The 15,843-nt window shown below is 43.0% G+C and carries 14 protein-coding genes; 9 read left to right on the plus strand and 5 right to left on the minus strand.

The window, feature by feature from the left end; all coding sequences use genetic code 11:
- Nucleotides 1-2 precede the first annotated feature (2 nt).
- Both B6A27_RS16800 and B6A27_RS16805 read left to right on the plus strand, forming a co-directional pair.
- Nucleotides 3-1,052 carry a DUF294 nucleotidyltransferase-like domain-containing protein gene (locus B6A27_RS16800; protein ID WP_080862716.1) on the plus strand — a complete coding sequence of 350 codons (1,050 nt, stop codon included), beginning with the start codon at nt 3-5 and terminating at the stop codon, nt 1,050-1,052.
- Nucleotides 1,045-1,785 carry an exonuclease domain-containing protein gene (locus tag B6A27_RS16805; protein WP_066148730.1) on the plus strand — a complete coding sequence of 247 codons (741 nt, stop codon included), beginning with the start codon at nt 1,045-1,047 and terminating at the stop codon, nt 1,783-1,785. The genes B6A27_RS16800 and B6A27_RS16805 overlap by 8 nt, the downstream gene beginning before the upstream one ends.
- A gap of 34 nt (nt 1,786-1,819) precedes the next feature.
- On the opposite strand, the gene B6A27_RS16810 is transcribed toward B6A27_RS16805, so the two are convergent.
- Both B6A27_RS16810 and B6A27_RS16815 read right to left on the minus strand, forming a co-directional pair.
- A complete protein-coding gene (locus B6A27_RS16810) occupies nt 1,820-2,311 on the minus strand; it encodes a PCYCGC motif-containing (lipo)protein (protein WP_080862717.1) in 492 nt (163 codons plus the stop codon).
- 189 nt (nt 2,312-2,500) lie between these two features.
- Nucleotides 2,501-3,469 (minus strand): ABC transporter substrate-binding protein, encoded by a 969-nt coding sequence (locus B6A27_RS16815; protein WP_080862718.1) that lies wholly within the window; start codon nt 3,467-3,469, stop codon nt 2,501-2,503.
- A gap of 230 nt (nt 3,470-3,699) precedes the next feature.
- Here B6A27_RS16815 and B6A27_RS16820 point away from each other — a divergent pair, with 230 nt between their 5' ends.
- The 6 genes from B6A27_RS16820 (at nt 3,700) to B6A27_RS16850 (ending at nt 10,844) form a co-directional block, all read left to right on the plus strand.
- On the plus strand, nt 3,700-4,701 hold the full coding sequence (locus tag B6A27_RS16820) for a FecCD family ABC transporter permease (protein ID WP_080862719.1): 1,002 nt from the start codon (nt 3,700-3,702) through the stop codon (nt 4,699-4,701).
- Entirely contained in the window at nt 4,698-5,750 is a 1,053-nt protein-coding gene (locus tag B6A27_RS16825) for a FecCD family ABC transporter permease (RefSeq protein ID WP_080862720.1), read from the plus strand. The genes B6A27_RS16820 and B6A27_RS16825 overlap by 4 nt, the downstream gene beginning before the upstream one ends.
- 18 nt (nt 5,751-5,768) lie before the next feature.
- On the plus strand, nt 5,769-6,581 hold the full coding sequence (locus tag B6A27_RS16830) for an ABC transporter ATP-binding protein (protein ID WP_080862721.1): 813 nt from the start codon (nt 5,769-5,771) through the stop codon (nt 6,579-6,581).
- Entirely contained in the window at nt 6,581-7,285 is a 705-nt protein-coding gene (locus B6A27_RS16835; protein ID WP_161491053.1) for an IucA/IucC family C-terminal-domain containing protein, read from the plus strand. The genes B6A27_RS16830 and B6A27_RS16835 overlap by 1 nt, the downstream gene beginning before the upstream one ends.
- Nucleotides 7,286-7,923: 638 nt before the next feature.
- Nucleotides 7,924-9,924: a sensor domain-containing protein gene (locus tag B6A27_RS16845; protein ID WP_080862724.1), complete on the plus strand. Its 2,001-nt coding sequence runs from the start codon at nt 7,924-7,926 to the stop codon at nt 9,922-9,924.
- Nucleotides 9,925-10,220: 296 nt separating this feature from the next.
- Entirely contained in the window at nt 10,221-10,844 is a 624-nt protein-coding gene (locus B6A27_RS16850) for a histidine phosphatase family protein (RefSeq protein WP_080862725.1), read from the plus strand.
- Between the two features lie 44 nt (nt 10,845-10,888).
- On the opposite strand, the gene B6A27_RS16855 is transcribed toward B6A27_RS16850, so the two are convergent.
- Genes B6A27_RS16855 through B6A27_RS16865 form a run of 3 tightly spaced genes read right to left on the minus strand, consistent with a single transcriptional unit; the run spans nt 10,889 to nt 13,236 of the window.
- A complete protein-coding gene (locus tag B6A27_RS16855; protein WP_080862726.1) occupies nt 10,889-12,283 on the minus strand; it encodes a nucleoside recognition domain-containing protein in 1,395 nt (464 codons plus the stop codon).
- Nucleotides 12,252-12,992, minus strand: a complete 741-nt coding sequence (locus B6A27_RS16860; RefSeq protein WP_080862727.1) for a FeoB small GTPase domain-containing protein — start codon at nt 12,990-12,992, stop codon at nt 12,252-12,254. Before B6A27_RS16860 ends, B6A27_RS16855 begins: the two co-directional genes overlap by 32 nt.
- Nucleotides 12,976-13,236: a FeoA family protein gene (locus B6A27_RS16865; protein ID WP_080862728.1), complete on the minus strand. Its 261-nt coding sequence runs from the start codon at nt 13,234-13,236 to the stop codon at nt 12,976-12,978. The genes B6A27_RS16860 and B6A27_RS16865 overlap by 17 nt, the downstream gene beginning before the upstream one ends.
- 523 nt (nt 13,237-13,759) lie before the next feature.
- Here B6A27_RS16865 and B6A27_RS16870 point away from each other — a divergent pair.
- Entirely contained in the window at nt 13,760-15,748 is a 1,989-nt protein-coding gene (locus B6A27_RS16870) for an acetoacetate--CoA ligase (RefSeq protein WP_080862739.1), read from the plus strand.
- Nucleotides 15,749-15,843: the final 95 nt, after the last annotated feature.

Here is a 15,843-nt window from a genome sequence, read left to right on the forward strand (position 1 = left end):
AGATGAGGCTGCTAAAGGATCTTATTCAACAAATCAACCAAGCTAAAACGGTGGAGGAGTTAGGCCGTTTTCATCAGGAGCTAGCCTATCAGCTGCGCGGTGTGATGGAAAGAGAGAGAATTCCCTCTCTTTCCTATGTTTTAAGTGATGTCCATGATGCCATCATGAAACAAGCGATCGCGCTTGCCGAGGAAGCGGCTAGACGCGCGTCTGTAGGCAGACCGCCGGCTAGATGGTGCTGGTATGCGATGGGCAGTATTGGGAGAGGAGAGCCGACGGTATGGACAGATCAAGATCATGGCATTCTGTTTGAATGCGCTGCTGAAGCCGAGGAAGAGTGCTATATATTCATTCGTTATTTAGCTGAGATTGGTACAAAGTATTTATATGAGATGGGTTATCCGTATTGTACAGGAAATGTCATGGCGACAAACCGCAGATGGAGTCAATCGATCCGTCATTGGCAGGAACAAATCGCTACTTATATCGACCACCATTTTCCAGATGATATCCGTTTTCTTCTGATTGCGATGGATATGCGTCCCATCTATGGGGCGAGTGAATTAGTGGTGGAAGGCAAACGGTTTTTGATTGACCGGATTCACCACCATTCTCTTTTATTAAAACGAATAGGGGAGCATGTGATTTTTCCGCGGGTTCCGCTTGGTTGGTTCGGCAATTTTCAACTGGAGCGTTGGGGGCCATATAGCGGTTGCTTGCATTTGAAGTACAGCGGCTATGTCCAATTAGTGAATGCGCTGAAGTTTTTGGCTTGTCAAGGAAATATTGCGTCGATGCGGACGAGAGAAAGATTAGAGGAAATAAGTGCCCAATCGCTTTTGCCAGCTGAACTGGCGGAAGCGACGCGCGAAGCATTTTTCACATACGCATATTTTCGGTTGAAGTATTCGCTTGCGATAGACAACAATGAATATGTTTCCGTTCACATTCTTAATCGGCATGAACGAACGCAATTAAAACAAGCCATGAAGATTTCCCGGCGATTACAGCGTTTAGTGATGAGGCGGGCTGGTGGTTTATCCGATGAATGAACAGCAACGTTTTTGGCAGCGAGCGCTTCGCCTGCTGTCCCTTGGAGTTCCGCGCGAAAAAATATCGGCTGCATCAGAAACGGAAGGGCGAACTTTTCAGCAAGAAGCATGGGATCGAGCGATGCTAAATGAACTGAAGAAAAAGCAGATCAGCATGAATACGCGTCTTGAGCAGATTCCTTTTATTATTGTTGACACAGAAACAACAGGATTTTCTCCAAAGAATGGCGATGAAATTTTTGCGCTGGCCGCTGCCAAAACCATTAATGGAACCATGAAGGATTTTTATTTTACGCTTGTTTGTCCGGAAAAAGAGATTCCGGAGCATATTTCACAATTAACAGGAATTACAATGGAAGATGTCCGGCATGCACCGCGTCTAAAGGAGGAAATGAATCATTTTTTAGCATTGATGGGAGAAGGCATTTCAATGGGCTATCATATTGCGCACGACCTTGCTTTTATTAACCATTTCCTTTGGACCAACTACAGAACAAAATGGACGATGCGCTTTCTAGAGCTGCAGCAGGTGATGGAAGCTGTTCACCGCAAGCCATTTTCTACGCTTGATTCGGCCTTGGAGCATTATCGCATTATCTGTGAAAAAAGGCATACGGCTGATGGCGATGTCCAAGCGATGGTGCTGCTTTGGACGAATTTATTGCAAGAGTTGAAACAAAAGCAAATTGAAACATTGCATGATCTATATACGCTACTAAGCATCTATTCATAAAAAAGCTACCGTCCTCGGTAGCTTTTTTACGGTTTTATGAATGGGTTGGCGTTGGTTCAGCATAACCTTCTTTATATTTCGCATCAATCATGCTGCGAATTTCTGAGATAGATTTGCCTTGCTCGTATGCTGTAATGGACTCGGCCGCAATCTCTAAGCAAACTCCGCATTTCGTGGCGTGGTCATCCCATACAACGGTGCCGTCTTTTTTATTTTCGTAAACAAAGCAGTCATAGTTATTTTTATGGCCGGCAGATTGTCCGCACCCGCAGTAGCAGGGAATGCTTTCAAGCAGTTCGCGATGTTGCGCGGCTTGTTGATAAAGAACGGCCATATTTTCATCATAGGAGTTTAAAAAGCTAGGTAAATGATCAACGGATTTTGTTGTTTCTCGTATATCTCCGGAGCTGGTTGTATAGGTTTTGGCGTGCTGTTGATGGTCTTGATCTTTTGCTTTTTCTGTAGAACAAGCGCTGATAAGTAGGCTTAAGGAGAGGAAGCACGCTGCCAAAGATGTACGTTTCATTGCTTTTCATCCTTTCATTCATCATTACGTACTTTGAATCTAGCATAAGTTATGTGAAACAGCAACTTTTTGGCGACGATGATTTTTCGGCGCCGTCCGTCCTCCTATTCGATATCTGTTGCTTTAAGTCGAATGTGATGCGAAAAAAAGCTGCCCTGATATAAAACAGGCAGCTTTCTTAAAAACTCCTTATTTTTCTAAAAAGTATTTTTCGATGTCGTCTAGCATGAGGTTAGCAGCAAGCACACCGCCAGCTGTATTCCAAATTGTATCGCTGACCTTGTATACCTTTCCTTGTTTAGCAACATTTAAGTTTTTAAAGAGTGGATCGTTAATCCATTCTTTTTCTAGCTCGTTCGCTTTGCCATCCCCTGTTTCATAGGTGAAATAGAACAAAATGTCACCATCCATTGCTGGGATTCGCTCTTTTGTGACGCCAGTTTCAGCAAAATCATTTACGTTTTGTGATTCAGGGCGGGCAAAGCCGAGCTGATCTAAAATGATACCGGAAAAGGAATCTTTATGATAGATTCGGACATCGCCCGCCATAAAACGAACAATGGATACCTTCATATGTAACTTATCGCCAAGTTTCGCTTTTAAGTCGGCAATACGTGAGTCGTATTGTGCAATGATTTCTTTTCCTTTTTCTTCTTTATTTACCGCTTTAGCGTACAACATGAAATTTTCTTTCCAACTGCCGCGAAGGGTTTCAGAAAATACAGTTGGCGCGATTGCTTTCAATTGTTCGTAAATTTTTTCTTGACGTAATTTGTTGCCGATAATTAAGTCGGGCTTTAATGCTGCAATGGCTTCAACGTTTGGTTCACTTTCAGTGCCAACCTCTGTTACATCCTTCATTTGTTTTTTGATATGGTCGTACCAAGGGTCTCCAGTCCATGATTTGACAGCCCCGACTGGCGTGATTCCTAAGGCCAAAAGCGCTTCTGTTCCTTCGTTTGTCAAGATGACGATTCGTTTTGGCGTTCCTTTTATTTCCGTTTTGCCCATCGCATGCTCTACTGTATAGCTTTGGGCTTTTTCCTTTTCAGTTGTTTGTGCTGGTTCTGCTTCCTGTTTTCCGCCGCACGCAGTCAGGCTGATAAGCAAAGCAAAAGCAGCGGCAATAACCGTAGTGAGTTTGAAATGTTTTAGCACAGTAAAAATGCCCCCTTTTTTCTTTTTTAAAAAATGATAATCATTTTCATTGACAGATTCAATAATAAAGTCATTGATAACGGTTGTCAATAAGAATTATGATAAAAAATAGGGACTATATCAAATGATAATACTAATTTTAAAAATATAGTTGACTATGAGATTCATTATCAAATAGACTGATAATGACAAGAAACTTTAGTATTTCTATTATTAAGGGAGCAAGTAAAATGTTAAAGACGAATTATGCAAAAGGGTTAGGACTCATGCTGGCGTGTTTGCTGCTTGGATCGAGCATGTGGATGAGTATTATTTTAGGATACACTAACACGAGCTGGAAAATGGCCATAGACGCATTTTTACATAATGACGGTTCAAACGAGCATATTGTCATTACAACTGTTCGTTTGCCGCGCGCATTAATTGGCGCTTCGGTTGGAGCGAGTTTAGCAATGGCGGGGGCGCTGATGCAGGCATTGACAAAAAACCCGCTCGCTTCCCCAAGTATTTTCGGAATTAATGCAGGTGCTGGATTTTTTATTGTGCTTGTTATTACTTTTTTTCATGTAAGCTCTTTTCAGGCCTTTACATGGTTTGCTTTTTTGGGGGCGGCAATAGCGGCTGTTAGCGTATTTGTTATAAGCGCTTCCGGAAAAGAAGGAATGACACCAATCAAACTCACATTAGCGGGGACTGCTGTCGCAGCGCTATTTTCTTCATTGACCCAAGGAATGCTGTCAGCCAATGAAAAAGCGTTAGAGGAAGTGCTGTTTTGGCTTGCTGGATCTGTGTCTGGAAGAAAGCTGGATATGCTGGCCGCTGTTTTTCCTTACTTGTCCATTGCGTGGATTGGCACTTTTTTGTTAGCTCCAAAGGTGAATATATTAATGCTTGGAGATGATGTGGCGGCGGGACTTGGCCAGCGCATAAATATGGTGAAATTGGCAGCGGCCATTCTTGTCGTTTTGTTGGCTGGCGGTTCAGTGGCGGTTGCAGGTCCGATTGGATTCATTGGAATGATGGTGCCGCATATAGCAAGAGGGGTCGTCGGCACGGATCATCGTTGGTTGTTGCCATATTGTGCGCTTATGGGAGGAATTCTCTTAGTTTTGGCTGATATTAGTGCGCGCTATGTGTTAATGCCTCAGGAGGTGCCTGTCGGAATTATGACGGCGCTGATTGGTGTTCCATTCTTTATTTATATTGCCCGTAGGGGGATTTTGAAAAAATGAAGAAGAAATACCTATCGCTTCGCATGACTAATTATCTTTCTTTTCTTATCGACAAAAAAGCAGTCATTATCAGTCTAGTATTATTGATGCTTGGATTAATCGTGTTTTTAGTGAGCTTAGGAATGGGCAGTGCGTATATTTCTCCGTTGAATGTAGCAAAAACGCTTTTTGGAAGCGGAACAGATATGGAGAAAATCGTGATCCATACCTTTCGTTTGCCGCGCGCCATTGTAGCTTTGTTTGTTGGGATGTCGTTAGCAGTAGCAGGGGCCATTTTACAGGGAATGATTCGCAATCCGCTTGCTTCCCCGGATGTACTCGGTATGACTAGCGGCGCAGCAGCGGCTGTTGTTGCGTTTTTAGCGCTATTTAGTGATCAAAATCATTCGTTGACCATTAGCATTCACTGGCTGCCGCTTGGAGCTTTTGTTGGTGCTACGGTATCGGTGTTTTTGGTTTATATGCTAGCTTGGAAAAATGGGATTTCCCCTTTTCGTCTTGTGTTGATCGGCATAGGCATTTCTGCGCTGATGCAGGCTGGAACTACTTTCTTAATGATAACAGGTCCGATTTATCGTGCGAGTCAGGCAAATGTATGGATTACGGGAAGTATATATGGAGCTTCTTGGAAGGATGTCGCTTTTCTTGTTCCATGGGCGCTGATTTTATTGATGATCAGCATTATATCAGCACGTAAGTTAAATATTCAGGAACTAGGAGATGAAATTGCGCTGGGAGTTGGCGTTTCTTTGCAAAGGCAAAGACTTTTTCTTCTCTTGTTAAGCACGGCATTAACAGGAGGGGCTGTAGCGTTTGCTGGAGGAATTGGATTTGTCGGGTTAATGGCACCGCATATAGCGCGAAGACTTGTTGGTTCATCGTTTGGGGCCTTACTTCCTGCGGCTGCGTTGCTTGGCGCGATTTTGGTCATGCTGGCTGATTTAGTGGGACGTACGATGTTTGCCCCTCTCGAAGTTCCTGCTGGTGTGTTTACGGCAGCACTTGGAGCCCCTTATTTTATTTATCTACTATATAAAAGCCGACAATAGTAGAGAGGGAGGAGTATCATGAATTCGTTGCAAACAAAAGAATTAACATTGGCATATGGGGATAGCGTGATTATTAAGGAGCTAGATTTAAGCATTCCGAAAGGCAACATTACGGTGCTGATTGGAAGCAACGGGTGCGGCAAATCCACTCTCTTGCGTTCCATGGCCCGCCTTCTTAAGCCGGTTAGTGGCGCTGTGCTGCTTGAAGGTGAGGAGATTGCCAAGCTTCCCACAAAGGAGGTGGCTAAAAAATTAGCTATTTTGCCACAATCCCCCTCAGCTCCAGAAGGTCTAACGGTTCTTCAACTTGTCAAACAAGGACGCTATCCGTATCAATCTTGGCTACAACAATGGACAAAAGAGGATGAAGCTGCGGTTAATAGAGCGCTTGAAGTAACAGGGATGAAGGCATTAGCTGAACGTTTAGTTGATTCTCTCTCCGGGGGACAGCGGCAAAGAGCGTGGATTGCGATGACTTTGGCCCAAGAGGCGGACATTATTTTATTGGATGAACCAACTACATATTTAGATATGACCCATCAAATTGAGATTCTTGATTTATTATATGAATTAAATGTGCAGGAAAAGCGAACCATTGTGATGGTGCTCCATGATTTAAACTTAGCTTGTCGTTATGCTCATCATATAGTAGCCCTTCGTGATCAATCTGTATATAGACAGGGAAAACCAGAAGAAGTGATTTCATCAGAATTAGTAAAAGAAGTATTTCAAATGGATTGTATAGTGATCCGTGATCCGTTGTTTGGGACACCGCTATGTATTCCGCACGGAAAAGGACGCTGCATTTCTTCGAAAGAAGGAGGAGTGTAATGGAGCTTTCAGACTATGAGAAAAGCCAGTTAAAACCATTTCGTTTTTCCATGAAGCAGACAGATTCACCTTTGTCTATTTGTGTTGCTCAGTTATTCGCTGAAAAGGATTTACGTTACTATTTCGAAAAGCTACAGCAAAAAATGGGGGCACCGAATATGGCAGTGGCCGCTTCGATATTTATCAAGCGCTACAGCTTTGTTGCTGTGATTGCTTTGTATGCCATGTCAGTGTGGAATAAACGGCTGTTTCTTCCGTTTGACCGTATTTATTTAGAAACTGACGATACTGCGGAAATATGGCTGCCTACGTTTCGGATTGAACCTCTTCAATATACACAATCAGCACAAAAGCGAATTCAATGGAGCAAAGAAACAATAGAAGAATTGTTTGCAAATCATCTTTCTCCTTTAATTGGGCAAATCCATCCTATTGCCAAGATTCCTTCTCTTGTTCTATGGGAAAATATAGCCATTTATCTTTTTTGGCTATATGAAACCGTATTAATGAAGGATGAAGTATTTTCTGACATTGCCGTCCAACTTAACGAAGATTTGCAAACGGTCATTCAAACGATGAACCTTGCACGTTTTTGGGAAAAAAGAAAGAAGGTTGGGCGTCGGGTAACCTGCTGTCTCTCTTATCAAACAACAATGGCGCATTCATATTGTAAAATATGTCCATTAAAAAAGGATCATTTCTAAACCTCTCCCGCTTGTGAAAACGGGAGAGTATTTTGTTTATGAATAAAAGGCCAGCTTATTTGTCGTTTTGATTCATGTGTTCTTCGGTTCTCTGACGGTTGAAATCGGGTTATCACTTGCTTGCCCTAGAACGAATGTTTTGTATCCTAATATATGAAATACAACAAAAAAATGAAAGGAATGGCATCTATAAAAAAACTGTAGTTGAAAGAGTGTTGTAACAAGTTTTTTCTTTGCTCAAAACGATCGTTTATCATGTTATAAAACAGGTTTATAGAGAAAATAGCGGTCTATGATTGTATCTTTACAAGAGAAATACGTTTAGACAGATTGGTGATAGGCGCTTTCATCCTGCGCCAATGGACCCGTTTGGCTTCGTTGTCCTTTTCTGCTAGGCGTTTTCAAGCTGAAGACATGACCGTGAATCGATAATATGCAGACAACGTCATCATGAACTTTATCTACAGCCTGAAGCTTAGGAAATTTTTCTTCGTTTTTCGAAAAAAATGGGTTCATTTTGTTGATTTTTGTTGTTATATTAGTAAAAATGAAAGTGTAAGAATCATAAAAAAATGATAAGCAAGAGGGCGACTTTCTGTTGGAAGAGCAAAAAATATACTGGAGAGGTCATTATTCATATGGAAGATAAATTTTCCACTTTTTTTCAACATTTTGTAGAGTCTATTGCCCTCATTGATCCAAATGGGCGTATTATACATATGAATCCGGCTTTTCAATCTCTAATAGGGAAAGAAGCAGGAAATATTCAAGCACTAGGCTTTTCGTTAGAAGATATGGAAAAAGTTCGTTGTGGCCAGGCTGTTCACTATGAAAAACGGGATGTTCAAAAAGCGGACGGAGGATGTGTCACAGTCAGCGCATCGTTTCTTCCGATCCAAAGTGAAACCGATTGCGCCATCTTGTGCGTGTTGCGCGATCGCATGGAGCTCTTGCGAATGGAAGCGGCATTGCAGGAAAGTAAACAGCAACTACGGATGATTGCGGAACATTCGTTTGATGATCTTTTGATTCTTTCCCCTGAAGGAAAACTATTGTATTGTTCATGGTTTCATATATTTGAAGCTTCTGCGGAGTACATGGATATGGAAGCTGTTTTCTCCCGTCATGTACATCCAGAAGATGTAGCAGCGCTGCGTCAAAAATGGGAAAGATTATATGAAACGAAGGAAGAACAATCGGTAGAGTTTCGCAAGAGAAACAGGCATGGTGAATGGGTTTGGATGCAAGGTTATGGACGGTTTGTTGCAAATGAAAATCAACCTTTTCATTGGTTTATTATCTCTACCAAAAATATTAATGAGCGAAAACAATACGAGGATAAACTTTATCAGCTTACCTATTTCGATCCGCTGACAGGCATTGCCAATCGAAGATATTTTGAAAAATATATTTGGCAGTTGATCGAACAGCAGAAAACGTTCGCCTTATGCTATCTTGATTTTGACAAGTTAAAATGGATTAACGATCATTTTTCTCATCAAGCAGGAGATTACTTTTTAAAAGAAGCGGTTAAAAGAGTAAGAAACGCATTGCGCACCGCTGACTTTTTTGCTCGAATTGGCGGCGATGAGTTTGTCTTGCTATTACCTGACATGACGAAAGAAGCAGTGTCTCAATTCGTGGATCAGCTGATTTGCGCTTTCCATCAGCCGTTTCATTATGAAAAACAAATGATTCAGTCGACGCTTTCTGTCGGTATTTCTTTTTTTCCAACGGACGCGGTGGATGCCAACGAATTAATGAAATATGCCGATCAAGCCCTTAGCTACGTGAAAAAGCGTGGCAAGAACGGTTATTATTTTTACCAGCCTGTCCAAAATCGAGCGACTATCATTGAGCGGGATCTCCCGTTTGCCATTTTGCGGGAGCAGTTTTATTTATGCTATCAGCCGAAAATTGAGCTTGGGAGCGGGACGGCGATGGGGGTGGAAACGCTGCTCAGATGGCGGCATCCATCCTTGGGTGAAATCCCGCCGTTGGAGTTCATTCCGCTGGCAGAACAAAGTGGATTTATTTTCGAAATTACATTATGGGTTCTAGAGCAAGCATGCCGTCAAGTGAAGCAATGGCAGCAGCATTTTCATCATTTGAAGCTGGCTGTAAATTTATCTCCTTTTTTATTGAACCGTAAGGAACTGATCGGACATGTGACCTATATTTTAAAGGCAACAGATTTTGCGCCGGAGCATTTGATTTTAGAAGTGACAGAAAGCGGATTGATGGAAAATATTGAAACAGGAAAGCATATTTTGACTGAGTTAAAAAATATTGGCGTGCAAGTGGCGATCGATGATTTTGGAACAGGCTTTTCCTCACTTGCCTACATCCGTAACTTGCCAGTGTCGCTTTTAAAAATTGATCGCAGCTTTATCCAAGGGATCGCGGACAATTCTAAAGATGCCACCATTGTTGATACGATTATTCATTTGGCGAAAAGCCTTGATATTCAGGTGCTCGCAGAAGGTGTGGAAACAAATAACCAGCTTTTGCTTTTGCGGCAAATGGATTGTGACTTTGCACAAGGGTTTTATTTCAGTAAATCATTGGAGGCGGAAAAACTGCAAAAATGGCTCGCGGACTATAACAAAACGGCCTTTCAAACCAATCGCCCCCTCTAAGCGAAGAGAGGGGTTTTTTGTTGTAACCTATCCAAGGGGAAGCCGCTCGCTTGGAAATGACATGTAGGTGGGAATGGCCACCAATACTCTACTCATGTATTTATGAAGGTGAATCGATCGATTCGAGCAAGGAGAATGTTCATCCTTCCGGTGGTGATCAACTTCATTCAGCCAAGGGCGCCTGTAAAGAAAAAGGAATATTTACGTGGATCAAGAAGTAAAAAAGATAGCGCTAGAGAACGGATACCCGAGCCGTGGTTGGCTAGGGGATTTTCGAGAGACGGAGGAGAAGGAGCATGTTGACATTATACGTCACAAGACATGGAGAAACGGAATGGAATATCGAAAAACGATTGCAAGGCTGGAATGATTCGCCATTGACGAAGAAAGGGAGAGAGGATGCGCTTCGTCTTGGAAAAAGAATGGAGAAGATTGATTTAACAGCGATTTATACAAGTACAAGCGGACGGGCTCTTGAAACAGCCAAACTCATTCGCGGCGAACGTTTGATTCCTATGTATGAAGATGAAAGATGGCGAGAAATCCATCTAGGTGATTGGGAAGGAAAGACACATGAAGAGATTCAGCAATTTGATGCTCTGCGGTTTCACCATTTTTGGAATGAGCCTCATGTATATCAGCCGGCGCGCGGTGAGGCGTTTAGCGATGTGCAGCAACGCGCCTTTGCGGCGTTAGAAAGCATTATTGAACGCCACGCGTCAGGCGATATTTTAATTGTCACCCATGCGGTGGTTTTAAAAGCGTTGACGACTCTTTTAAAAAACGCGCCGCTTGAGCGGCTTTGGGATCCACCGTACATTTATGGTACGAGTGTAACAACGATTCAAGTGGAGAATGGAGCGATGATATTGCTTAGTGAAGGTGATGCGTCGCATCTCGAGGAAGTCAAGCATGTATAATGAAATGTCCCGCCTATTATCGAAAGAAGGCGGGACATTTTTTCTTATAGAAGATCAAACCATTGCACGATGTGAGTGGTTAAAAAGGTAACGGCAATCGCGATACTCGTTGGAATCAAAAAGGCGAGCAGCGTCCATTTTTTGCTTTTTGTTTCTTTATAAATATTAATCAATGTTGTGCCGCATGGATAGTGAAGTAAAGAAAATAACATCATATTTAATGCGGTCAGCCATGTCCAGCCGTGATCAAGGAAAATTTGCTTTAACGAATGAAGATCATCGACTTCTGTTAATGCCCCTGTTGATAAATATCCCATGAGCAAAATAGGCAGCACAATTTCGTTAGCTGGAAGACCCAAAATGAAAGCCATTAAAATATAGCCATCAAGTCCAAGTTCACGTGCAAATGGATCAAGCCAATCCGTAATGTAAGTCAGAATGGTCGTGTCACCAATGTGAATGTTCGCCAATATCCATGTTAACACACCGGCTGGAGCAGCGACAGCAACCGCACGTTTTAGCACATACACGGACTTATCTAATGTAGCACGAATAATGGTATCCCATATTTTAGGCCGACGATAAGGCGGAAGCTCAAGTGTATAATGAGTCGGCACGCCGCGCAATGCGGTTTTAGATAAAATCCATGAGACGGTGAGCGTGACAATAATTCCAAACAGAACCATGGCGACGACGACTCCTGCGGTAACAAATGTTTTCCATCCGCCTGTATAGCCTGCCGCCATAAATAGAGAAGCGAGTAAAATGAGCGTTGGCCATCGTCCGTTACAAGGGACAAAATTGTTGGTTAAGATAGCCAGCATACGTTCACGCGGCGATTCAATAATGCGTGTCGACATAATGGCAGCGGCGTTGCAACCAAAGCCCATCGCCATAGTGAGAGATTGTTTTCCGTGCGCTCCTGATTTTTTAAAGAGACGATCCATATTAAAGGCTACTCGCGGAAGATACCCATAGTTTTCTAACAAAGCAAAAATCGGAAAGAATATCGCCATTGGCGGCAGCATAACACTCACCACCCAAGCGGTTCCGCGGTATAGACCTAATACGAGAATTCCATAAAGCCAGTCTGGAGCGTGCAGCTGTTGAAAAGCAAGACCAATATAGCCTTCAAGCCAATTAAAAAAGTTTGCCAGCATACTTGAAGGAACATTGGCGCCGGCTACCGTAATATAAATGACGATCGCAAGCATGGCCAGCATGATGGGAAATCCCCATATTTTCGAGGTGAGCACACGATCTAGTTTCTCGGTCTCATCATGCTTCTTTTGTTTAGTATAGTGAACGGATTCTCGGCAGATCGCCTGTGACGTTTGAAAAAGGGCGGAAACGATCTGCTCACGCGTATCGCCATCTGTCAAGCTTTGTGCCCGGCTCATTAACTCCTCAAATGGATTTAGTGGAGCAGTTGCACGCATAGTGGGGCACCTCCTTTAGAAATTGCCGCGGTTCCTTTTGTAGCGATTGAAGGAGAGACATATCCCCATCTAACAGGCGAAGCGCGATCCAACGGGCAGGATAGTGGTCGCCGATCACCTGTTTGACAAAAGGGACCAGCTTTTCAATTTTTTCTTCAATTGTGCGATTGTACGAAATTTGTAGCGGATTGGTTTGAATATCCCCACGAACCATTTGATCGATGGTATCTAGGAGTTGATCAATTCCTTCTTCATTGCGTGCAGAAATAGGGACAACAGGAACGCCTAGCTTTTGTGAAAGCTTGTGGATGTCTATTTGTATTCCTTTCTTTTTGGCTTCATCCATTAAATTCACGCAAACGATCACTTGACTTGTCATCTCTAATACTTGAAGCGCTAGATTCAGATTTCGTTCCAGAGCTGTGGCATCTAAAACAACGAGTGTAACATCTGGTTTAGCGAAAATGATAAAGTCCCGCGCTACTTCCTCATCAGCAGAATTGGAATATAATGAGTACGTTCCGGGAAGATCCGTAATCTGGTAGCTTTGACCTTTATAATCGAAAAAGCCTTCCGCATGTGCAACGGTTTTTCCTGTCCAATTGCCTGTATGCTGCCGCAATCCAGTTAATAAATTAAATAATGTGCTTTTTCCGGTGTTCGGATTTCCTGCCAAGGCGATTGTATATTGATTATGATTGTTGCTCATTGCGCATCCTCTCCCCATAAATGTTTGAGCTTTCTTCATTTCGTAACGCGATGGTTGTATGGCTGACCCGATAAGCGGTTGGATCGCCAAGCGGACTTTTCTGCAGTACGAGCACCTCGTTTCCTGGTACGAATCCTAAGTCAAGCAATCTTCGCTTCATCGTTCCCTCGATTGCGATTTTTATAATTCGAAACCGTTCTCCTGGCTTGGCATCAGATAATCGTTCAAGTTTTGCTTGGATCACAACAGTTGCCCCCTCATTAATAATTTGTACTAGTATTATAATTTTTCCCTAGACCAACTTTTATTTTTATATTATTCAGCGATGGTCATTTTGTCAATGATTTTGTTTGTTATTCTTTTATAAAGGTGAGGCAGAAAGCGATACAGCGTTTGTTTTTTCTTTGGATGAAACGAATAACGCTTAGGTCTTTATAGGGTGTTATGGATATCTAAAAATGGAAGGAAAAAGAAAAAACGGTTTGTTGGTTTCTGAACATGGTCTTTTCAGAGATGCTTCGTTTTATTTGAAGTTGCTTTTGTTATTCGGCAGTTAAGCGAATATGATGATGGAGAGGTTTTTGTTTGTCGAAAAAGACAGAAAATCGTTGGGCGAATCGAGGAAAAGTCGAATCTTCGAGTTACACTTCTATTAGAAAAAATGTTATTATAAAAATAATCTGAATTTTAAATAAAGAGATGCTTGGGAAACAAAGGGGAAAGGTGGTGAATTCTGCGCAAAACAGCACGTTTTGACGCGGACGAAAATGAAAACGGTTACGGATGGGACCATACTATGGACGCCAACAGAAGAACAGATTCAACAGTCGAGTATCTATCGCTATATGAATTGGCTGCAAGAAAAAAAGGGAATGAAACTGCAAACGCATCAACAGTTATGGACATGGTCGGTGGAGCATTTAGAAAAGTTTTGGGAGACAGTATGGGAGTATTGTGGGGTGCAATCCTCGCATCCGTATCAATGCGTGTTGGAAAAGCGGGCTATGCCGGGAGCACAGTGGTTTCCAGGAGCGCGCCTCAATTATGTTGAGCACGTTTTTCGTCATGCACAAGACGAAAAAACGGCGCTGATTTTCCGCTCAGAGAACATCGCACAACGCGAGATCACATGGAAAGAGTTAAAGGAGCAAACAGCGGCGGTTGCCAGCGCTCTCAAAAAATTAGGCGTCAAACGCGGCGATCGCGTGGCTGCTTATATGCCGAATATTCCGGAAACCGTGATCGCCTTTTTAGCGTGTGCCAGCATTGGCGCCATTTGGTCAAGCTGCTCCACTGATTTTGGCGCCGGCAGCGTTATCGACCGTTTCCAGCAAATTGATCCCGTCGTGTTCATCACGGTGGACGGGTGCCAATATAATGGGAAATCATTTGACAAACGCGATGTGATGAACGAGCTTCGCCAAAAGCTTCCATCGCTCAAGAAGACGATTCTTGTATCATATTTAAATGAACAAACAAAAGCGCCAGATGATTCTGTTTGGCTATGGAGCGATTTGATTCAGGAACAGAGCCAGCTTTCGTACGAGCATGTTCCGTTCGATCATCCGCTTTGGATTTTATATTCGTCAGGGACGACAGGACTGCCAAAGCCGATCGTTCAAGGCCATGGAGGAATTTTGCTGGAGCATTTGAAAATATTGATGATTGAACAAAACATGACGGCTGACAGCACCTTTTTCTGGTTTACCACAACAGGATGGATGATGTGGAATTTTTTGATTGGCGGTTTACTGGTAGGAGCCAAGGTTGTGCTTTATGACGGAAGCCCTACGTTCCGTGATGGCCACATTTTATGGGAGCTGGCCGAACAAGCTCAGATCACTCATTTTGGAACAAGTGCCGCATTTATTAATATTTGTATGAAGCTAGGAATCAGCCCCAAAGAGCAGTACGATCTTTCTTATTTACAAGCGGTTCTCTCGACGGGATCACCGTTGACGACCGAAGGATTTGCTTGGGTGTATGAGCATGTTAAAAAAGATGTTTGGTTAGTGTCGTGCAGCGGCGGAACCGATGTGTGCACCGCGTTTGTCGGCGGCTCCCCGATTTTGCCTGTGCGGGCAGGGATGCTGCAATGCCGAGCGCTCGGTGCCAGCGTTCAGTCGTTTGATGAAAATGGTCAGCCGCTTATCAATGAGGTGGGTGAGCTGGTCATTACCGCTCCAATGCCTTCCATGCCGCTGTTTTTCTGGAATGATGAAAATTACAAGCGTTATAAGGAAAGCTATTTTGACACATATCCGGGAGTTTGGAAGCATGGGGACTGGATTAAAATTGATGAACAGGGAAGCTGCGTCATTTACGGACGTTCCGACTCCACGATCAACCGCGCTGGCGTCCGCATGGGAACAAGTGAAATTTATCGGGCGGTTGAAACGGTTGACGGAGTGATCGAAAGCTTAGTGATTGACTTGGAGATCATGGGGAGACAATCCTTTATGCCGCTATTCGTTGTGCTTCAGCCTGGAAGAAAATTAGATGAGGAATTGAAGCATAAAGTGAAGGAGGCCATTAAAACAAAAGTGTCACCGCGATTTATTCCAGATGAAATTTATCAAGTGGAACAAATTCCGAAAACGTTGAACGGAAAGAAAATGGAAATTCCGATCCGCAAGGTGCTATTAGGCTTTCCGCTTGAAAAGGCGGTGAATGTCGGTTCGATGGCGAATCCGGAGTCGCTTGACTTTTTTATTCAGCTTGCTCAACAACTAGAAAGCCGAGCACTGAATGGATAAAAATAAACAAACGGAAGGCTGTTGTTCATAGCAACAGCCTTTTTCATGCCGAGTAAACGGTCTTTGAAACATCATATGCTTCTGTCGGCGATTCG

This window comes from Anoxybacillus sp. UARK-01 (assembly GCF_002075365.1).
In the GTDB taxonomy this organism is placed as follows: domain Bacteria; phylum Bacillota; class Bacilli; order Bacillales; family Anoxybacillaceae; genus Anoxybacteroides; species Anoxybacteroides rupiense.

Coding starts and splice junctions, on each gene's coding strand:
- B6A27_RS16805 (WP_066148730.1), top strand. CDS start 1,045: ATGAATGAACAGCAACGTTTTTGGCAGCGAGCGCTTCGCCTGCTGTCC.
- B6A27_RS16845 (WP_080862724.1), top strand. CDS start 7,924: ATGGAAGATAAATTTTCCACTTTTTTTCAACATTTTGTAGAGTCTATT.
- B6A27_RS16860 (WP_080862727.1), bottom strand. CDS start 12,992: ATGAGCAACAATCATAATCAATATACAATCGCCTTGGCAGGAAATCCG.
- B6A27_RS16830 (WP_080862721.1), top strand. CDS start 5,769: ATGAATTCGTTGCAAACAAAAGAATTAACATTGGCATATGGGGATAGC.
- B6A27_RS16835 (WP_161491053.1), top strand. CDS start 6,581: ATGGAGCTTTCAGACTATGAGAAAAGCCAGTTAAAACCATTTCGTTTT.
- B6A27_RS16850 (WP_080862725.1), top strand. CDS start 10,221: ATGTTGACATTATACGTCACAAGACATGGAGAAACGGAATGGAATATC.
- B6A27_RS16870 (WP_080862739.1), top strand. CDS start 13,760: ATGAAAACGGTTACGGATGGGACCATACTATGGACGCCAACAGAAGAA.
- B6A27_RS16825 (WP_080862720.1), top strand. CDS start 4,698: ATGAAGAAGAAATACCTATCGCTTCGCATGACTAATTATCTTTCTTTT.
- B6A27_RS16855 (WP_080862726.1), bottom strand. CDS start 12,283: ATGCGTGCAACTGCTCCACTAAATCCATTTGAGGAGTTAATGAGCCGG.
- B6A27_RS16820 (WP_080862719.1), top strand. CDS start 3,700: ATGTTAAAGACGAATTATGCAAAAGGGTTAGGACTCATGCTGGCGTGT.
- B6A27_RS16810 (WP_080862717.1), bottom strand. CDS start 2,311: ATGAAACGTACATCTTTGGCAGCGTGCTTCCTCTCCTTAAGCCTACTT.
- B6A27_RS16800 (WP_080862716.1), top strand. CDS start 3: ATGAGGCTGCTAAAGGATCTTATTCAACAAATCAACCAAGCTAAAACG.